This is a genomic window from Marinobacter changyiensis (assembly GCF_009193265.1).
Taxonomy (GTDB): domain Bacteria; phylum Pseudomonadota; class Gammaproteobacteria; order Pseudomonadales; family Oleiphilaceae; genus Marinobacter; species Marinobacter changyiensis.
In genome coordinates this window covers 1-15,457 of sequence record NZ_VZZZ01000003.1, presented here as the reverse complement: position 1 = coordinate 15,457, position 15,457 = coordinate 1, and the positions used below count along the sequence as shown (strand labels likewise).

Annotated in this window: 15 protein-coding genes and 2 pseudogenes; 7 read left to right on the top strand and 10 right to left on the bottom strand. The window is 47.5% G+C overall.

Features of this window, described 5'->3' with window-relative positions:
* Nucleotides 1-94: 94 nt before the first annotated feature.
* On the bottom strand, nucleotides 95-1,309 hold the full coding sequence (locus F6Y09_RS08830; protein ID WP_152206576.1) for a hypothetical protein: 1,215 nt from the start codon (nucleotides 1,307-1,309) through the stop codon (nucleotides 95-97).
* Between the two features lie 11 nt (nucleotides 1,310-1,320).
* Nucleotides 1,321-2,415, bottom strand: coding sequence for a hypothetical protein (locus F6Y09_RS08825; RefSeq protein WP_152206575.1), 1,095 nt, complete (start codon nucleotides 2,413-2,415; stop codon nucleotides 1,321-1,323).
* Between the two features lie 281 nt (nucleotides 2,416-2,696).
* Here F6Y09_RS08825 and F6Y09_RS20835 point away from each other — a divergent pair, with 281 nt between their 5' ends.
* The 3 genes from F6Y09_RS20835 to F6Y09_RS08810 all read left to right on the top strand — a co-directional run bounded on the left by F6Y09_RS20835 (nucleotide 2,697) and on the right by F6Y09_RS08810 (nucleotide 4,247).
* A complete protein-coding gene (locus tag F6Y09_RS20835; protein WP_425481838.1) occupies nucleotides 2,697-2,960 on the top strand; it encodes a DUF4113 domain-containing protein in 264 nt (87 codons plus the stop codon).
* A gap of 207 nt (nucleotides 2,961-3,167) precedes the next feature.
* The gene (locus F6Y09_RS08815) at nucleotides 3,168-3,572 is read left to right on the top strand and encodes a hypothetical protein (protein ID WP_152206573.1); all 405 of its coding nucleotides are present in this window, start codon (nucleotides 3,168-3,170) and stop codon (nucleotides 3,570-3,572) included.
* 3 nt (nucleotides 3,573-3,575) lie between these two features.
* The gene (locus F6Y09_RS08810) at nucleotides 3,576-4,247 is read left to right on the top strand and encodes a hypothetical protein (protein WP_152206572.1); all 672 of its coding nucleotides are present in this window, start codon (nucleotides 3,576-3,578) and stop codon (nucleotides 4,245-4,247) included.
* Nucleotides 4,248-4,685: 438 nt separating this feature from the next.
* Here F6Y09_RS08810 and F6Y09_RS08805 read toward each other — a convergent pair whose 3' ends face one another.
* The 3 genes and pseudogenes from F6Y09_RS08805 to F6Y09_RS08795 form a co-directional block, all read right to left on the bottom strand.
* Nucleotides 4,686-5,624, bottom strand: a complete 939-nt coding sequence (locus tag F6Y09_RS08805; protein WP_152206571.1) for a PD-(D/E)XK nuclease superfamily protein — start codon at nucleotides 5,622-5,624, stop codon at nucleotides 4,686-4,688.
* A 106-nt stretch (nucleotides 5,625-5,730) separates the two neighbouring features.
* Nucleotides 5,731-5,904 (bottom strand): annotated as a pseudogene (locus tag F6Y09_RS08800) (transposase); the annotation flags it as partial.
* A 166-nt stretch (nucleotides 5,905-6,070) separates the two neighbouring features.
* Nucleotides 6,071-6,424: a hypothetical protein gene (locus tag F6Y09_RS08795; RefSeq protein WP_152206570.1), complete on the bottom strand. Its 354-nt coding sequence runs from the start codon at nucleotides 6,422-6,424 to the stop codon at nucleotides 6,071-6,073.
* A gap of 182 nt (nucleotides 6,425-6,606) precedes the next feature.
* Here F6Y09_RS08795 and F6Y09_RS08790 point away from each other — a divergent pair, with 182 nt between their 5' ends.
* Complete coding sequence (locus tag F6Y09_RS08790; RefSeq protein WP_152206569.1) at nucleotides 6,607-6,849, top strand: AbrB/MazE/SpoVT family DNA-binding domain-containing protein; 243 nt, start codon at nucleotides 6,607-6,609, stop codon at nucleotides 6,847-6,849.
* A gap of 83 nt (nucleotides 6,850-6,932) precedes the next feature.
* Here the strand turns inward: F6Y09_RS08790 and F6Y09_RS08785 are convergent, their stop codons facing one another.
* Both F6Y09_RS08785 and F6Y09_RS08780 read right to left on the bottom strand, forming a co-directional pair.
* Nucleotides 6,933-7,226 carry a nucleotidyltransferase family protein gene (locus tag F6Y09_RS08785; RefSeq protein WP_152206568.1) on the bottom strand — a complete coding sequence of 98 codons (294 nt, stop codon included), beginning with the start codon at nucleotides 7,224-7,226 and terminating at the stop codon, nucleotides 6,933-6,935.
* A gap of 71 nt (nucleotides 7,227-7,297) precedes the next feature.
* Nucleotides 7,298-8,027 (bottom strand): annotated as a pseudogene (locus F6Y09_RS08780) (IS3 family transposase); the annotation flags it as partial.
* Nucleotides 8,028-8,439: 412 nt separating this feature from the next.
* Here F6Y09_RS08780 and F6Y09_RS08775 point away from each other — a divergent pair.
* The 3 genes from F6Y09_RS08775 (at nucleotide 8,440) to F6Y09_RS08765 (ending at nucleotide 10,591) form a co-directional block, all read left to right on the top strand.
* Complete coding sequence (locus tag F6Y09_RS08775; RefSeq protein ID WP_152206566.1) at nucleotides 8,440-8,763, top strand: nuclease-related domain-containing protein; 324 nt, start codon at nucleotides 8,440-8,442, stop codon at nucleotides 8,761-8,763.
* A gap of 35 nt (nucleotides 8,764-8,798) precedes the next feature.
* The gene (locus F6Y09_RS08770; RefSeq protein ID WP_152206565.1) at nucleotides 8,799-9,449 is read left to right on the top strand and encodes a phosphate-starvation-inducible PsiE family protein; all 651 of its coding nucleotides are present in this window, start codon (nucleotides 8,799-8,801) and stop codon (nucleotides 9,447-9,449) included.
* Between the two features lie 191 nt (nucleotides 9,450-9,640).
* A complete protein-coding gene (locus F6Y09_RS08765; protein ID WP_152206564.1) occupies nucleotides 9,641-10,591 on the top strand; it encodes a hypothetical protein in 951 nt (316 codons plus the stop codon).
* A 282-nt stretch (nucleotides 10,592-10,873) separates the two neighbouring features.
* On the opposite strand, the gene F6Y09_RS08760 is transcribed toward F6Y09_RS08765, so the two are convergent.
* The 3 genes from F6Y09_RS08760 to F6Y09_RS08750 all read right to left on the bottom strand — a co-directional run bounded on the left by F6Y09_RS08760 (nucleotide 10,874) and on the right by F6Y09_RS08750 (nucleotide 14,554).
* On the bottom strand, nucleotides 10,874-11,977 hold the full coding sequence (locus F6Y09_RS08760; RefSeq protein WP_152206563.1) for an SEC-C domain-containing protein: 1,104 nt from the start codon (nucleotides 11,975-11,977) through the stop codon (nucleotides 10,874-10,876).
* 1,192 nt (nucleotides 11,978-13,169) lie between these two features.
* Nucleotides 13,170-13,718 (bottom strand): hypothetical protein, encoded by a 549-nt coding sequence (locus F6Y09_RS08755; RefSeq protein WP_152206562.1) that lies wholly within the window; start codon nucleotides 13,716-13,718, stop codon nucleotides 13,170-13,172.
* A gap of 374 nt (nucleotides 13,719-14,092) precedes the next feature.
* A complete protein-coding gene (locus F6Y09_RS08750) occupies nucleotides 14,093-14,554 on the bottom strand; it encodes an RDD family protein (protein WP_152206561.1) in 462 nt (153 codons plus the stop codon).
* Nucleotides 14,555-15,457: the final 903 nt, after the last annotated feature.

Below are 15,457 nucleotides of genomic sequence, written 5' to 3'. Positions count from 1 at the left end.
CTAGTGGACCGGAGTAAGTCCAGTCGAGGATTGCAAGACGCCGGCCCTTCGCCGGCGTGTGTGCCGTGCCCCTTATCCACTCCATCGCTTGGGACTATTTCCAGTTACGGACCGCGTTCACATAGGAGTCTCGGAACAGGTTCATCAGGTTCATACTGACCACCACGCCGATGTCACCGTCCCCGTAATAATTGACGCCGACCTGGTAGTCGTTGTCGAGGGTTAACATCAACCCTCCCCCCACGTTATTGACCCTGACTCGGTCGGACAGAGCGGCCACCACCGAGACCCCTGAAACGTATCCAAACACTCGATCTTGTTCGCGCCACCGGTTGATTCCCAACACCTCCACATACAGGCTCACTTCGCCCTTGTGCGCGGCTTCGGCCGTGTCCACCCATTCGTACCCGATGCCCGGGTGAAACAGAATCACCTGAGTTTTTGGGGGGGTGTTGTAGCCTTCCTCAAAGTTTTTATTCTCTTCAAATCGTTTGGTTAGCCATCTCTCTACCTTATCTGTAGCCCAGATTTCCCACGGAAGCATCGGACGGGATTGGTAAAAAAATTCGTCCCACAAGGCGTCTTTTTCTTTGACCTTCGCAAAAACGGCCTCAGAACCGGGTCTCACGATTTCATTCGATAAAGATTGGGCCATTTTGTACTGATTACCCAGTTTCCTCACGAGACTGAACTCGGTCTGACAGTCAGAATCCGTGCACGCCGCCTCGAGGGTGTTGAGTAGATCAAGGTGGGCGAGCGGTGGGAAACCGGACCGGCACCCCTGCTTAAGCGCCTCTGGATCAATGCTATTCAAGGGGTTGCCATTCCAGATATTACCGAGCGTCATGGTGTCGCAGCTGCGGGCTGGGGGGGAGAGCGTGACTAGGCGCTCGTAGGTGATCTGGGATCGAGCAATCATTTGATCCAGTACCGTGTTCAGCTCCGTTGCTCCTGAGGGGCTAATCTTCCCCTTGGATTCAGCTTGCACTACTTCTTTTTTAATCGCTTTGAACGCGTCTTTTCGCTCTAGGAATGCTTTTTGTGCCTGAAAATAATTAAAGGTCTCGTCGCGCCAGATCTCTAAGCGATTGAGTTCATCGATCACAGTTGCGCCGTCAGAGGGGTCACTCTGGTAGCAGTCGGACTCAAGGTAGGGTTGAATTTTACGTATAAACGCTTGTTGGTCGGCCGGTGCCGGCAGTGTGTATTCGCATTCTTCCGCTTGAGAAACCGGGCAGAAGATGATGGTCAGGAGGGTAACCAGCAGACTGGCAACCGATCTGTGTAGGAGGATCGTTAATATCTTCATGGCGTCCTGCCCTATTGTCTGAATTCTTTAATCCGCTGGTGCAGTTTCACTGCCTTGTCATAGAACTCTTTCATGGAGGCAATGTTGGTGACGTCGATATTTTCCAGGGAGGTTTGGAATGACTTGAAGGTTCCCACGGGTGTTTGCGCGTCAAAGTCTGACAACAACGAGGTTGTGACCGATTTGGAGATAGGTCTGCCTCCCAAAATTTCGAAGAGCGGCAGATAGACTCTGGGGTCGCGGAAGTAGTGATTGATGGAGTGTACGTTCTTGGAGGTTAACCGGGAGATTTCAATATCATGATAGCGCTCGCGGTGTTTGGCTTTGATCCAATCCGGGTTGTATCGATAGGGGTCGAACGCCAGGAACTGCCCGACGACGTCCAGTTTGTGGTTGACGTTGAGCAGATGATTCATGATCTGCGTCTCTCCGGTGCCGGGGCGGAAAATGCTCTGGTAGAAGGAACTTCTGTCCCTGGCTAGCGTATAGCTGATGTTGGCAATCAGCATCACAGCCAGCAGCTTATCGTTGCCTTTCAGCTTGTATCGAAGGCTGTCGACGGTGACCGTCTCATTGAACAGGGCTTTTAAGGCCTTCTCGGTGACGGCAGTGCCCATGGAGTGACCGATAACTATGACTTCATCGCCCCTGTTTCTGTCGACGTGATTCAGAATGATGTCGCCGATCTGATTGCCGACCTTGACGATGATACTGTGCTGAACGGAATACAGTCCGGCAAACAGCAGCAGATCCAGCAGATGGGTCTGTAAATAGGTTTGTTGGTCATCATTGACCAGTTTCGATTTTTCAATGACGTCATCAAAGAAGGCTTTGTGCTTTTTGAAGTCCGGTATGTCAGCCAAGCCAGAAGACAAACTTGTCAGCTGCTCTTCCCAGTTATTGAGCAGCCTGATGATGGCATCGTCGTAGTGAATGGAGTGCAGTTGAATATCATGTCGAGGCAGATAATTGTGCGAGTCTTGTAAATTATTCCAGCGGTCAAGAAACAGATCCTTGAGGGAGATGTCACCGTCGTCAAACGTTTCTATCCAATTATTGGCATGCTCGCCGATACCGTGAACGCACAATAAGTGTCGTGTCGCCATGGAGTTATCCTTATTGTAGTGATTGTCTTCCTGCAATACGGCGACACAGCGCAAAGCAATTAAATATATACTATTATTCAGCTTTAATTAAAAGGCCTCGAACATGGAACGTTTATTTGTTGTTTAGGATTAATAGATTGATGGTTGGACTTCCCTTGGTAACCATGACACGCCTCAGCCTCGAACGGAGGCCCGCTCAAAGGCCTCGGTACTGACGCCTCCCAACATCAGATACACGGGTGATTTCAGAAAATGCCATACGCCTCCTCGATGAAATCTGTATGGACGGACCGAGATACGCCGAGGCAGGGGGCATGCTGGGAAATTTTCGGGAAGCCGGGAGCTTTCAGCAAGAGTTATTTAGTGAGCCCGAAGACGACAATCAGAACGCTCAACTCACGGCTAACTTGGACAAAATCAATCAGAAGGGCTCATCCAAAGTTTGGTTTGCCGGCCAGGGTGCAAAGAAGCATTGGTCAATGAAGCGAAGCCTTCTGTCACCCGCCTATACAACACGGTGGTCCGACCTACCGAAAGCAAAATAGCCCCTCCCGCAAATGACCTAAGCCCGGCGTAGCCAGGCAGCCAGTATGTCTTACAGGCAATGTGATAACGGTCCAACAGCACAATCTACACAAGCAAGCGCTAAAATAGGTCGGCGGGTGCAGAAAGGGGAACTTTTGCGATCTGATAAAAGGCGGTCTAATCTTAATATTCGATGAATCAAATCGCATCAGGGATGAACATAAACCGTGAATCACTTGGCTCGTATACTCACCAAAGCTGGTCTTTTCGCATTGATCATTTCTACCAGCCAATCGATCGCTCAAGTGGCGTCGTTTGGCGGAGATGAAACCTCACAAGGGGCACCAGGACCGATAGTTATTGGAAATCCTGAGTGGAGCCGTTTACGCGGCACCCCCTTCCCAATAGAAAACTCAATGAAGTTAATGTGTTATGGCTCCTGCTGTTTGCGGGACAACTTTTACAAAGAAAATGGGATGATGCTTCTAGACCGCGACCAATCTCGTGAATTAAAAAGCTTGATTGAAAAAAATAAAGAAACCTATACAGAAATATTAGGAATGTCGGATTGCCAAGCTGAACTTTTTGTCATTGTAAAATACTACGATGGACTAACAATAAGGCAGGAGTGATTCGTGAACTACTTGCTTACCTTGATCCTTTTACTATTCTCATTCTTTCCGATTTCAGCAATCTCGCAAGAATTTACAGAAGAGGAGCTATCTAGGATATCTCGAGCCAATGATGAAATCGACAAAGCCTCAGAAAAACAAACACCGATTGTTTTGAAGAATCAGGTATCTACACCCTCTTCATACGACATCTATAAGATGAAGGTTCAACATGCTATAGCATCTGAAAAGTATAAGATATGGACGCTGACCAATTTCATCAATGTGCATGAAAGGCAGGGCATTATATCCTATTTTATTTTTGCACTCGTAGCTGGATTAACCCTTTTTTCTATGTTCCTGGTTTGGCTACAATTTCATATTTACTCACTAAAGGTCAGGTCTGAAGTTAGGATAAAAGAGGACGAAACATCAGAAGATCACGACACCCAGCAAAGAACAGAAGAGCACACAATAAGACCGATCAAGAGAAGTGTTATCTCAATAAGCAAAGAGGGACTCTCCTTGGACACACCATTTATAGGTGTAGTGATCCTTGTAATAACGTTCTTCTTCCTGAACTCATACTTGGATAAGGTATACCCAATTCACATATCTCAAAATAAGGAATCAAGTCAAGCTGATGCTTTAGGTAAGAATCAAGTTCCAGGCATTCCAACTCCCAAGCTGGAATAATCATGATCATTCTTTTTACTCAGCTTAAGCCTTGTTTGAGAGTCTATTGGATTGAATGCCCACATATAGTGCTAACTTAGGGGCTCCGGAGCATATCACCGAAGGTTCTCGTAAACCCCGCCCATGGACCATAGGCAGTGACCCTGACCCCGTTTTAGTACCGCTCATTGCCAGAAAAATCCGGCTCTAATTGGGGTTCCAGATGACCTGAAACAGCGTGTTTGTGATCCTTACGCCACCGAATATCTGGCAGAACACCAACGGGTGGAAAACTCCAATCAGCGGTGCTGCTAAACCAGGGATGTTTACAAGGTAATCCACGTTGTTCCGGTCACGGCAATCCCCCCATTTTTAGCGGGGTTCAAAAGTAGACCTCAGGCCGTCATGGCCAATTTCTGTTGAAGGGTACCTCACTCTGCCCTCCAATTGATGTGGCTGCTAAGGCCGATTCACGGCTACGATGCTTGCCAGCTCGGACAGACGTAGCAATGCCTCCTCTATTTCCTCTTGCTGTTCGGAGCAAGACGCGGTGATGGGGTTAACCTCGGGAACCCTCCTGAATATGGCCACCGATTTACCAGCCAATCCAATTGAGGCCTCATTAGGCAAAATATTAAGGAACCTCTCTTCTAAAGTGCGAAAATCGTCAGCCCTCCCCCTGAAGAAAACCTTTACAAATCCAGCAGTTAATTGATGGGCCAGAACGACGTCTTTCGGAGCATCGACGGGGCTGAACATTATCCAGGTGCTACCGGCCGGCCGGCTCGCTGGCGCTTGCATGCCCAAATGGGAATGCTCGCGCGAAGCCAGCAGGAAGTAATCATGGACAAACTTTGTCATAGCTTCAGAGTAAATGGCCTGATAACCACGCCGATTCTGCTCGATCCCCTCGCCCACTATTTTTGCCTTATAGGCAAATCGCTCATCGCTCGTAGCTAATGATTGAAAATAATCTAAAATGTTCTCGTAGCTCAGGTCCGAGTCGTAGCTCTCAGTATTTTTCGAAGATTGTAGGTATCTCTCCGGCGCTACGATGCAGGTCTTAAAACTATCCCAGTATCCTTCTATTACGCCTCTCTCGCCACGCAGGCGATAACGATCACCCTGGTTGGGTTGGGGGGGAGCATCGATTTTATTCTCAATGAGTACAGCGACTCTTCGTCCGGTGATTGCATTGAATATGAACACAATATCTGACTCACCGAATTGCGTATCGCAAACAGAGTGCCAAGCTCCAACGGCAGATTTTATCGCTGAGTCGCCGAAGATTTGCAGGGAAAACCATTCGCGAAACTCTGCATTTACAGATAATTCTTCCAGAAGGATGAAGTCGATGTCACGCTCAGTGACAGAGGCAACAAAATTCATTTTAAGCATAATTGCACCAAGCGTTTGAGGAAGCTGTAGTAGTCCCGTGCCCCACGGGAGGATACGTTTATTTAAACACTCCGCAGCCTGAGGCACTGCTAAGGTTATCCCAGCTAGAGCCCTTGAAGGCCTTATCTGTTTCCTCATCCGCTTGTCTGCGCCACCGGGACAGCAGGTTGGGATTAATTCCAACCTCCAATGCTATCTGGCGACAGCTCACACCGGGTTGCCGAGTTAAAGCGATGGCTTCGCGCTTAAATTCTGGGCTATCTTCTCTGCGTCTGGACATGAACACTCCTTCGGCACAATGTGCCTCTTTTTAGAAGTGTCCGCAGTAAGGGGGTAGAACCCGAGAACATCAAACAGCTTCACGATGAAAGTCTCACAGAAAAGATAAGTTGCGGGTTACACAAAAGCCTATGTTGGACTTTATCAGCTCATTTAGTTTAATCAGGCTACGAGCTTAACTTTACCCATTCGGAGTCCCATTCCTTGACAGTTTTCCCTGTTTTACTCCGTTTCTTGGGATAGAAACGTTTCAGGTAGCTAGTCCCGTTGTATATTTCGACATCGCGGGACTGTGCTCGAGGGTATTCACGATTCAGGTACTCTTGCGCCAAATCGTCTTCAGTCCAAGGTATTGTTCCATTCTTTTTCAGATACTCTTCGACATTCTTGAGGTGCTGGGATGCCTTCTTTGCCTCTGGCCCGTACTTGTTAGACTCTAGGTCACAATCCTCTTTAGCCCAAAGATCGCTCCAATATTCGAAATTCTTTTCCGCTTCTTCCAAGTCTTCAAGGCTGTACATTAAATTCCCCAATCTACCAGTATGCAATATCCCGACGAATATACGTCATCGCCTTGAACGAGTGATAGCCATGGTTTTTCGGTAACCGTCCGGTGATCTCATCTTGAACCTGTCGTTGTTGTTGGATCCATGGATTTACCAGTTTGGTACACTAGAAGATAATCTTGAAGCGAGAGGTTCCCATGCAAAAGAAACGACCAACAGAGCAGGAGCTACTCAAAGACCTAGATGCCTTCGGAGCCCATGCGGACGAATTGGCAGGGCCGCTTCCTCACGAGTCGGAGCCCTTAGAGAAACTGAAAGGGGCAGTGAAGAAATTCGAGCGACCCACGGATCCCGTTACTGATCCAGAAGATTGGGATGCTTGGTTTGACGGAGAAGGTGTTTCAGGAGATTTCATGAAAGACCATGGAGAGAAGCAATAAATTGGTTAGAACCCGGACAACCCACCTTCCAAGTTTCAGTATTAATCTGATGTGAGCCGGGTGCATTTTGGCGTATAGATCGTTCATACGGGTCTTGCCTCACTTATTACGGTCGCCCTGACTCTTATAGGCAACTCGCCTGGCGTAACCAGATCAATCTTTACTTTTAGTAGTGACTGAAGCTCATCCTGAAGGCCGCCCAGATCCAACAATGTGGCACCGGGTAGTGGGTCCACCAGTAAATCTAGATCACTGGTATCGCCGTCATCTCCACGTGCAACCGAGCCAAACAAGCCTACATTTGTCACTGGGTAACGACTGGTAATTTCTCGAATTTCATTTCTGTACCGGCTGTAAACCCTGGAAGTCCTGCCCATATCATTTCGCCTTGAATGCTCGCTTCCAATGCAATACTTGGTAGCCGTAAAGCGTTGACCCCGACCCCGTTTCAGTACCGCTCAATGCCAGAAAAATTCGGCTCTAATTGCGGTTCCAGGTGACCTGAAACAGCGTGTTTTCGGGCGTAGTCCGAGGGCGTGGACCACCCAAGTGCGGAGTGGGGTCTGACTTGATTATAGAGCATTCTCCAGGTCTCAATCTTCTGCTCGGCATCCGCCAGTGACAGGAACCAGTTCTCGTTCAGGCATTCCGGGCGGAGTCTGCCGTTGAATGACTCCACAGTCGCATTGTCCGTGGGCTTGCCGGGCCGAGAGAAATCAATTTCTATCTGTCTCTCATAGGCCCACCGGTCCATGACCTTGCCGGCGAATTCGGAGCCGTTGTCCGCTTTCAATATTTTCGGATTACCCCGAAAACGAGCGATCCTCGTCAATGTTTCTTTGACGTCTTCGCCTTTCAGGCTCTGTCCGACGATGATGCCAAGGCACTCTCTAGTGAACAGGTCAATAATGGTCAGCAACCGCAGCCGGCGGCCGTCAAACAGGGCATCCGATACGAAATCCATGCCCCAGATGTGATTGGGATACTCGCCTTGAAACACGGGCTGTCGGTTCTTCGCAGCCTTGTTCCGCCTGGGGCGTTTCAGGCGCAGAGACAGGCTCTGCTCACGGTACAATCGGTACACGCGTTTGTGGTTACCCTGCCATCCTTCACGTTGCAATTTTCAACAACACATGAATTCGGCGGTGGCCATAGTGGACTGGTGCCTGAGTGATTTCTCAGATTCGCATCGACTGTCGACTGTCGACTAAGAAATAAGTGGATACAACCTTGACGGTTGCACCGCCAGGTTCGAGCTGGGATGGCGCAATTGCTCACAGCTAGTCGAGTTATACTGTTTTCAAACAATCCGTGGAAAACGGGGTAGAACCCCTGCCCGGTTATCCCCCACGAGGCCGGGCGGAATCGCACCTACGAGTTAGCACGCAACCCACTGGAATTTGCCTGCGCTCCGGTGCTTCTCAGCGCAGTGTGTCAGGAGTTTGTGATTGACTTTTCCATTCCGGTTGTCAAGTACCTGATCCTCGGCTATATAACAGGGTAGAGACCGGTGAGTGCTAGTGCCTCATGCACTTAATCATTATTCGTTGGACTACCAGCCCATGAACGAAGCGGGCCAAGGATAGAAAAATGGATTTGTCGCCCTTTATCCAGTCGCTATTTTACTCCCTATGGTGTCTCATTCCCCTTGCCCTATTTGTGGGGCTGGTCAAATCCGCCTGGTTCAGGGGCTGGGTAGGCGAAAGCCTAGTTAACATCGCAGCGCGCCTATTCCTCGACAGAAACACCCACCACCCGATCCACAACGTTACCTTGCCCACTGAATACGGTACCACCCAGATCGAGCACAGTATCGTTTCTCACTTTCGCGTGTTCGTGGTGGACCAAAGGTATGAAAGGTTGGATCTCTTGGTACTGGCAGTCAGCCGCAGTGAAAACATTTCAATTTATTAGGCGGTATCATTTATCAGTATGAATAGGAGAATGTCATGGCAAAAAAAACAAAAATTCTCCTTTTCGTCATTGTTGTGGGGGTATTAACTGCCGTAATTTCATATTTTAAGAGTGGCGAATTCAATCTTTTTACACTTCTACAGGCCGGTATCATAGCGTCGGTTTTAAATCTATTAATATTGCTTTACGAACATTATGGGTGGCGCATGTTACTTCTTAAATTTGCGGCGACCTCTCCAAACTTTAGAGGTACTTGGGAGTTTGAGAAGCCTAATGTATTTAGTCTCACTCAGTTATGTAAATACGATAACCTAAAGGGAGGAAATTTAACCGTTCAACAGAGTGACTCTCATATTTTAGTAAATATCCTTTGGGATGGAGATGAGCCATCTGAACTTCGCATTAAATCTCCTACCGCAGTAAATCAAGACCGATGTTCATTCTCTGGCCATTTTGTGGAACACCCTGCGGAATCGACTCACGGCTTCGGGGCATTTATAACGTTTTCTTCCAGATACCCGGAAAAATTCGTGCTGAGATATAGGACTGACCATGGTGTGACCGGAGAAATTACCGCTAAGAACCGCAAGCCGTGGATCGCAAATAACATAGAGCAGGCGAAAAAGGACTCCATACGCCTTCCAACTCTTAATGAAAAAGTGTTATTCGCAATGAGATGGAACTAAAAAATAATTAGGGCGCATTGATGAGAAAATAGCTCGTCACCTACCAACCAAGCAGGCAACCGCTGGGCTGGGGAGAAGGTCAAATGCTCAATCAGTGTCAAGGCAAAACACTCGGACACCAAAAAGCTGGGCTTTGCTTCGCTTTTTGCCGCCAATTATAGCTGGGGTTACCTAAACATACAGGGGGATGTATGAATAAAGAAGGAGGTTGGATTACTCAGGCAGCATTTGGCTTAGCAGCTACTGTGGCGATCTTACTGCTCGTATTTTTCTTGTACTCTGGGGTCTCGTTTGTTGGTGGCGGCGGTGGAGTAGACGATTATGGGTGCGTTCCTAGTGATTTTACAGTGGGAGGGGAGACGGGTGGTAAGTTAGCGATTGACCTCCCATTGGTGGAAAAAACGATAAAAGCAGATATAAGTCTAAACCAGAAAGCGGAAAGAATTAGTGCTCTGCTTCCAAGCGCGCAATGGTTAGATAGGCTACGTTACGATTTGTGCGTAAGTCAGGCCCTTGGCAGAATTTCTGAAGAAAATTACGTGGAATTTATCTATAGAATCTTGCCCAAAACGAAAGAGGTAATAGAGCAACGAGCATCTATACATAGAGTGGCAGATTTTTCGCAAAGTGGTTGCTCGGAGGATGGCAAGCTAACGGATGTCGCGATCTTCGATGACGTGGTGATATTATCTGTAAAGCAATCGTCATACACAGCTTTCGCAGATGTTGACGATGGAATGCAGGTAAAGGTATTTGATCTCGCTGTCAGCGAGGAGGTACCTGTTAGCCCAACACCCACGCCCCTCAATGGCAGAATGCTCAATTCATATAATATCTCGGCAAATAAGAATGGTGAGGCAAACGTGAGGTATGTATGGAAAAATTCACACTATGCACATGACAAACCGGGGATAGGCAAGCTTGGTATTACATCGAAGTTGTTTCTATGGGAAGCGTCTGGAGAGTTAGTGGTTCCTGGCGGTGTAACGGTTGAACGTGTCTCGGAGCCATTCAACGACGCAGTCAAAAACAACTGCGTCATGCCTTCGAAAAAATCATTTCGATGTACAAATTTAAATAATCCTGATGCAGTGCTTTTTATGTTTTCTTGGGATATGTGGGCCAGCTGCCGAAGCAGCTGACCCCCGCCCATCCAATTTAGCCGCAGAGCGCGACACGAGTATTCTTGCTGCTCATGGCACTTTCCTCCGGTTGGTTGAGGGAATATAATTATAGCATGTGGCGCAAAAAATTCTATGAGCACGATGGATTAGAAAGTTGGGTGCAGGTCAGACAACGCCAAGCTCAAGATGGGATTACCGGACGCTTACACAAGGTCAGCGCATGCAAAACTCCATTTTGCTGTTTGCGTACTGAGGTTGGTCTTTACTGAACTGAGTTAGGTTTCTGCCTTATCCAATCCGCTAAGTGGGAGCCCCCTGACTACGAAAGAGTTTCCTGTGAGATTTCCCGCAACATTCCATGTATTTTTTACCTGAAAAGCATGGGCAAGGCTCTGATACTAAAAATACGAGCGGGTGATTGTCTATGCTGTTTCGAACGAACCTTTTTATAAACTTATCAAGCGTCGGGCGTTTCTTCCTGAGCGATGTCGTGGCGCTCGAGCATAGCTCTATCGATTCGCAGCATATCTCAACGAACTCCAGCAAGCGCTCTTGCAGCATAGTAATCCCTGCCTCAGGAAGCTCGTTACTGTAGGTTCTCTCCCAAAGAATAACACCGTCTGACAAAACTCTCCTTGATGCTTTGTCAATAAACAAATTTCGGGTACCAATGTTGGGGTGCGCGAACTCACTAGCTAACTCATAAGCTTTCCTTGCCCCTTTTACCTGCTTATTCAATTGATCAATGCTATTGAGAAGATCGGTTGCAGTGAGATCAAGCTCGCCGTCTTTAGCCTTATAAGACTTCTTTTTTCCGTCTTTGAGGCTTTCATTCAAATACACTTGCCAATCGATACGCGTGCTCTTGCTCCGAAGCGAGAGAATTTCATCAAGCGCCAAGTAATGATTAACCATTTCGGACTCTGGAAGGCTTTCTCCTTGCTCAAGCTCTAGCAACACCCTTTGTTTGGTTGTGATCACTCTGCCGACCTGTTCAAGAATCGCTCTCCCTATTAGGAAGACACCCAAAATACTCGAGCAATCAAAGCTAGTTCGAAACTGTGATGCCAGGTCTTTTATTGCAGCTTCACGCTCCCAAAGCATGAGGTCGAACAACTCGGGGAGTTTACCTGCGCTGTATATACTTAGGCGAATTGCCTCCGCAAATTTCTCGTTATTTTCCGCTATAAATTGTTGGAACTCACCTCCAGTGTAATCTTTCTGACCTTCATTTGAGATCCATTGAAAAGCTTGAAAAGATTGTGATGCGCTTGGGTACCTGTATCTGCACCCTCTATTACCTACGAGAATCTTTGATGTTGCTAAATCAAACCTCTCAAACGCATCAATGAACTTGGGGGATTGGTTTTCCAGATAATCGCGAAGACTCTTGGATTTAGGCATGACTAATTTCCATTTAGTTTAGAAACATCTAATTGGACGACGATAATCTTAAAAATGTCACTATTTATGCACTTCGGCCAACTCACCTTTCATGTCGTTCAGCACTTTGGCTAAGTTCGCGGTTCAATCTCTCTAAAGTGGGAATCTTTAGGAATCTCACTCAGACTGTGGCCGGATACCCTATGGCAAGCCCCCGATTTCCTAGACACCTGACAGCGGCATATGGACTTACCCCGTTGTGCTCCGTGGCCTTTGCGCCAGCTAGTTGGTCCTCGTAATTTTGTTTAACTGAGAGGGGCATTATCAGATTCTTCAAACAAATCTATATTGTTTTCTGAGTTGGCCCTGGATGGCCCTTCTGAGGAAGGTTCATCGTTGGCATCCGTTACTCCTGTCAAATGCTGATAGTCAACCAAACCTACCTCCTGATTGATCTCCGTACTCTGTTCATCTAACCCCGCATCAGTCGTGATTAACCATTGGCTGAAACAAACACATCGATTCAAACAGATAAACTCTGCGAGTTCTTCTTTGTCTTTTGCCCAATAGACCTCACTTTAGCAGGCACTACAGAAACGGACAGCTTCGTCATGAGTGATAAAGAGGTCATGCCACCTCTTCGTACAGGAATAACCCCAGGGACAGTTTCTCTTTACGGGTTCACTCATTACTAAAGACCTCCCAAGGTGACCGGCAATATTTCTCGCGATCCAGCAGGAAAAACGATGGCTTGCTCTCTACTTGGCCTCCCTCCAGTACGTCCGTATAGGTTTTGTAAACACTTGATGTGAGTATGACCAAAGCGTTGAACATGGCTTATGCCCGCTGGAAAGTGACGCGGGGGCTTATTGTCTATTCGGATCGAGATTTACAGAAGGGTTCTACCCCACTTCCCTCCTCGCGATTTGGTTTCCGATTCTAGTCGCTCTGTGTCGGACCTACACACCATTGATTCGGCGCGTTCGATTAACTCATCTAGCCCATTAAGACAAATACGCCGAGGCCAGTTCTTGAAGACGGACCGATGCAAAAATACACCGACCCTTTAGCCTATCCAGCCAGGCTAGCCCCCTTTAGGTGAACGGCTTGGCTTAGAGCCCGACTTTCGCCAACGGGTTTAGCATTCGCAACACTTTTTCCATGTTATTGGCGACTCGAGTCAATCGCGAGGAAAGCTGACTAGTCCCCGCGATTATAAGCGCGATCTCGCAATGTTAATCTCCTTCACTGCGTCTTCGTGTAGTGCTGAGCCTGGTATTATCCTTACTTGTGGCTTGTAGTCGTCCATTTTTTGGATGCCCGATACGGATAGAAGAAGATCCGCAGCACTGGGCACCAATAGCTCGTCCTTATGGTGAGCGCCAGTAAGTGAAAAAGAAAAGCCTAACTCAGGAGCCAATTTCAGGAACTCGAACAAAGCCACCAAACGATCGCCTTTTCGGGCTTTTTTGTATGCTTCGATAGCTTCATTTGTGTGCTCAAGCTCGGGATCAGACTCGTATGCCCTGTAAAATTCGAAAAGGGCCTCGTTAACGCCCTTGAGTGTCTTCTCTGCACGGTCTTTTAAGCGCTGTATTTCATCTGCATCACCGCACAGCATCCGCTGAAAGCGTAGCCCTTTGGTGCGCTCATCTTCGATCCTGTAATGCAGATAATCACTTAACTGCTGAGTTAAAAGAGCTGTTATTTCGTATTCGTTGACCTCAAAATTGCCAATGCTGTGATCGACAAGCTCAGGCATGTTTTTTGATTGCAAAGCTGGTCGTTGGCGTTGAAAAACGTGAATTTAGCTTTCAAATTCTGCTAGTAAGGCCCGCCCTTCGCGCAAGTGTTTGATTAGTTTTCTTTCCCACGTTTTGATGGATTCGCTTTGATTGGCAGTCGGCTTAGGTTCAGGGTTATTTGACTTATAGTCCGAGTCGCCATTAGCTTCCATTACAGGCCCCTTTTCCCTTCGATGAAAAGATGATTCATTAAGTTGTAACTCCCAACATACTGAACCTTAGCCCTTTTTTTTTACCAAAATCCAGTACGAATTAGAAATCATTTGAAACAGTGCCTAATCATGGAATGTGCAGAGAGTCGATTGGCGACGAGCCGTCCCATATTTCCTTATCAGGTGTCAAACGAAACTGATTTCGGTGCCCGGTGCTTCTTCCGCACGACCACTGTGCCTGCGAGCTTGTCATGCCACCCCTGTTTGCGGGCATCAAAGGCCACCCAGAAATAACCAAGGCCAAGAGTAATCAAAGAGAGGTAGTATGCGAGGTAGCGTCCGATCAGCTGGCCAGTACTCGCAGCATTGCCAGTTTTGGCATCAACAATTTTCGCAGAGATGGCCATTTTCCCCGGCGTCGCCTGCTTCGATATCCAGAATAGAATCACAGCTATAGCAGGAAATACCCAGGACAAAAGAAAATCCATAGGCCCAACAATCAAACTTGTACTGCCCCAATACGACTCACCATAGAACGCCGTGAGCAAGGGAAACACAACAATACCTATCAAGATTGAGTCGATCAGCGTTGCGCCAGTTCGAGCCCAAAAGCCGACGTATTCCAGGTCATCGTATTCCATCATTCATCCTTTGATTTTTTTGAGGGTTGCGTCCCACACTAGCCTGCTATGGCGTGACCTTCCGCGGTGGAATTTGGTATTACAGACGAGAAGTTACCAGCATATCAACGATCTGCAATTCAAAAAATGAAACAAATTGTGACCGGGTGACGGGCGCAAAAAGCCATATTGCCTTGGCGTCGGTGGAGTGTTTGTATAGACCGCACTCCGATAATGACTCACTCCAAAGTTGATCAAAATTGCCCTGACCCACTTTTGGCAACAAAAGTGACTTCCGTTTGAATTTGAATCTGGGTCGTATGATCCTGACGCCGTATTAGGTCCTCCAAGAGTTTGCAAAATCCGGCTGCTGCGATGGACGACGAATTTAGTACTTTGTGTGGAATTGCGAACTGGCGGGCTATTCTAGAATTCACTTTAAGTTTGTTTAGCACTTTGTGTGGATTTTGTGGCCTAAGTTATTGATTTATAGTGCGGGGAATTTAGTGCTTTCTGTGGTCGTCCAAGGATTGGACGACCACAGGAAGTGCTAAAGAATAGCCACAGAAAGTACTAAATTTTCACAAGAAGTACTAAATTCGTCGTCCACTCGCCTATAGCGATGTTTCTGCGGGATTTTTTGGGTTTCAGTAAATTACACCTTTTTGGAAACTCGAAATCAGGTATGCGCGCAACCTTTTCCGCTTGAATGGAAATCGCCCTGTGAAAGTACTGCGACTGTTTGGCTGTGTCTGTGAGAATAAAAACGTCGGTTTGGAATGATGAAGAACACGAGGTTCTACTGACCTGCCCCCAATCACTAAACCACTCACTGCTTAGTAATGTCGGTTAATTTCGACCCTTTTCCCGTAGTCCGGTAGCCAGCGGCAAACTCCAGTGGTGTCTGGTAGCTCAACGCTGAAT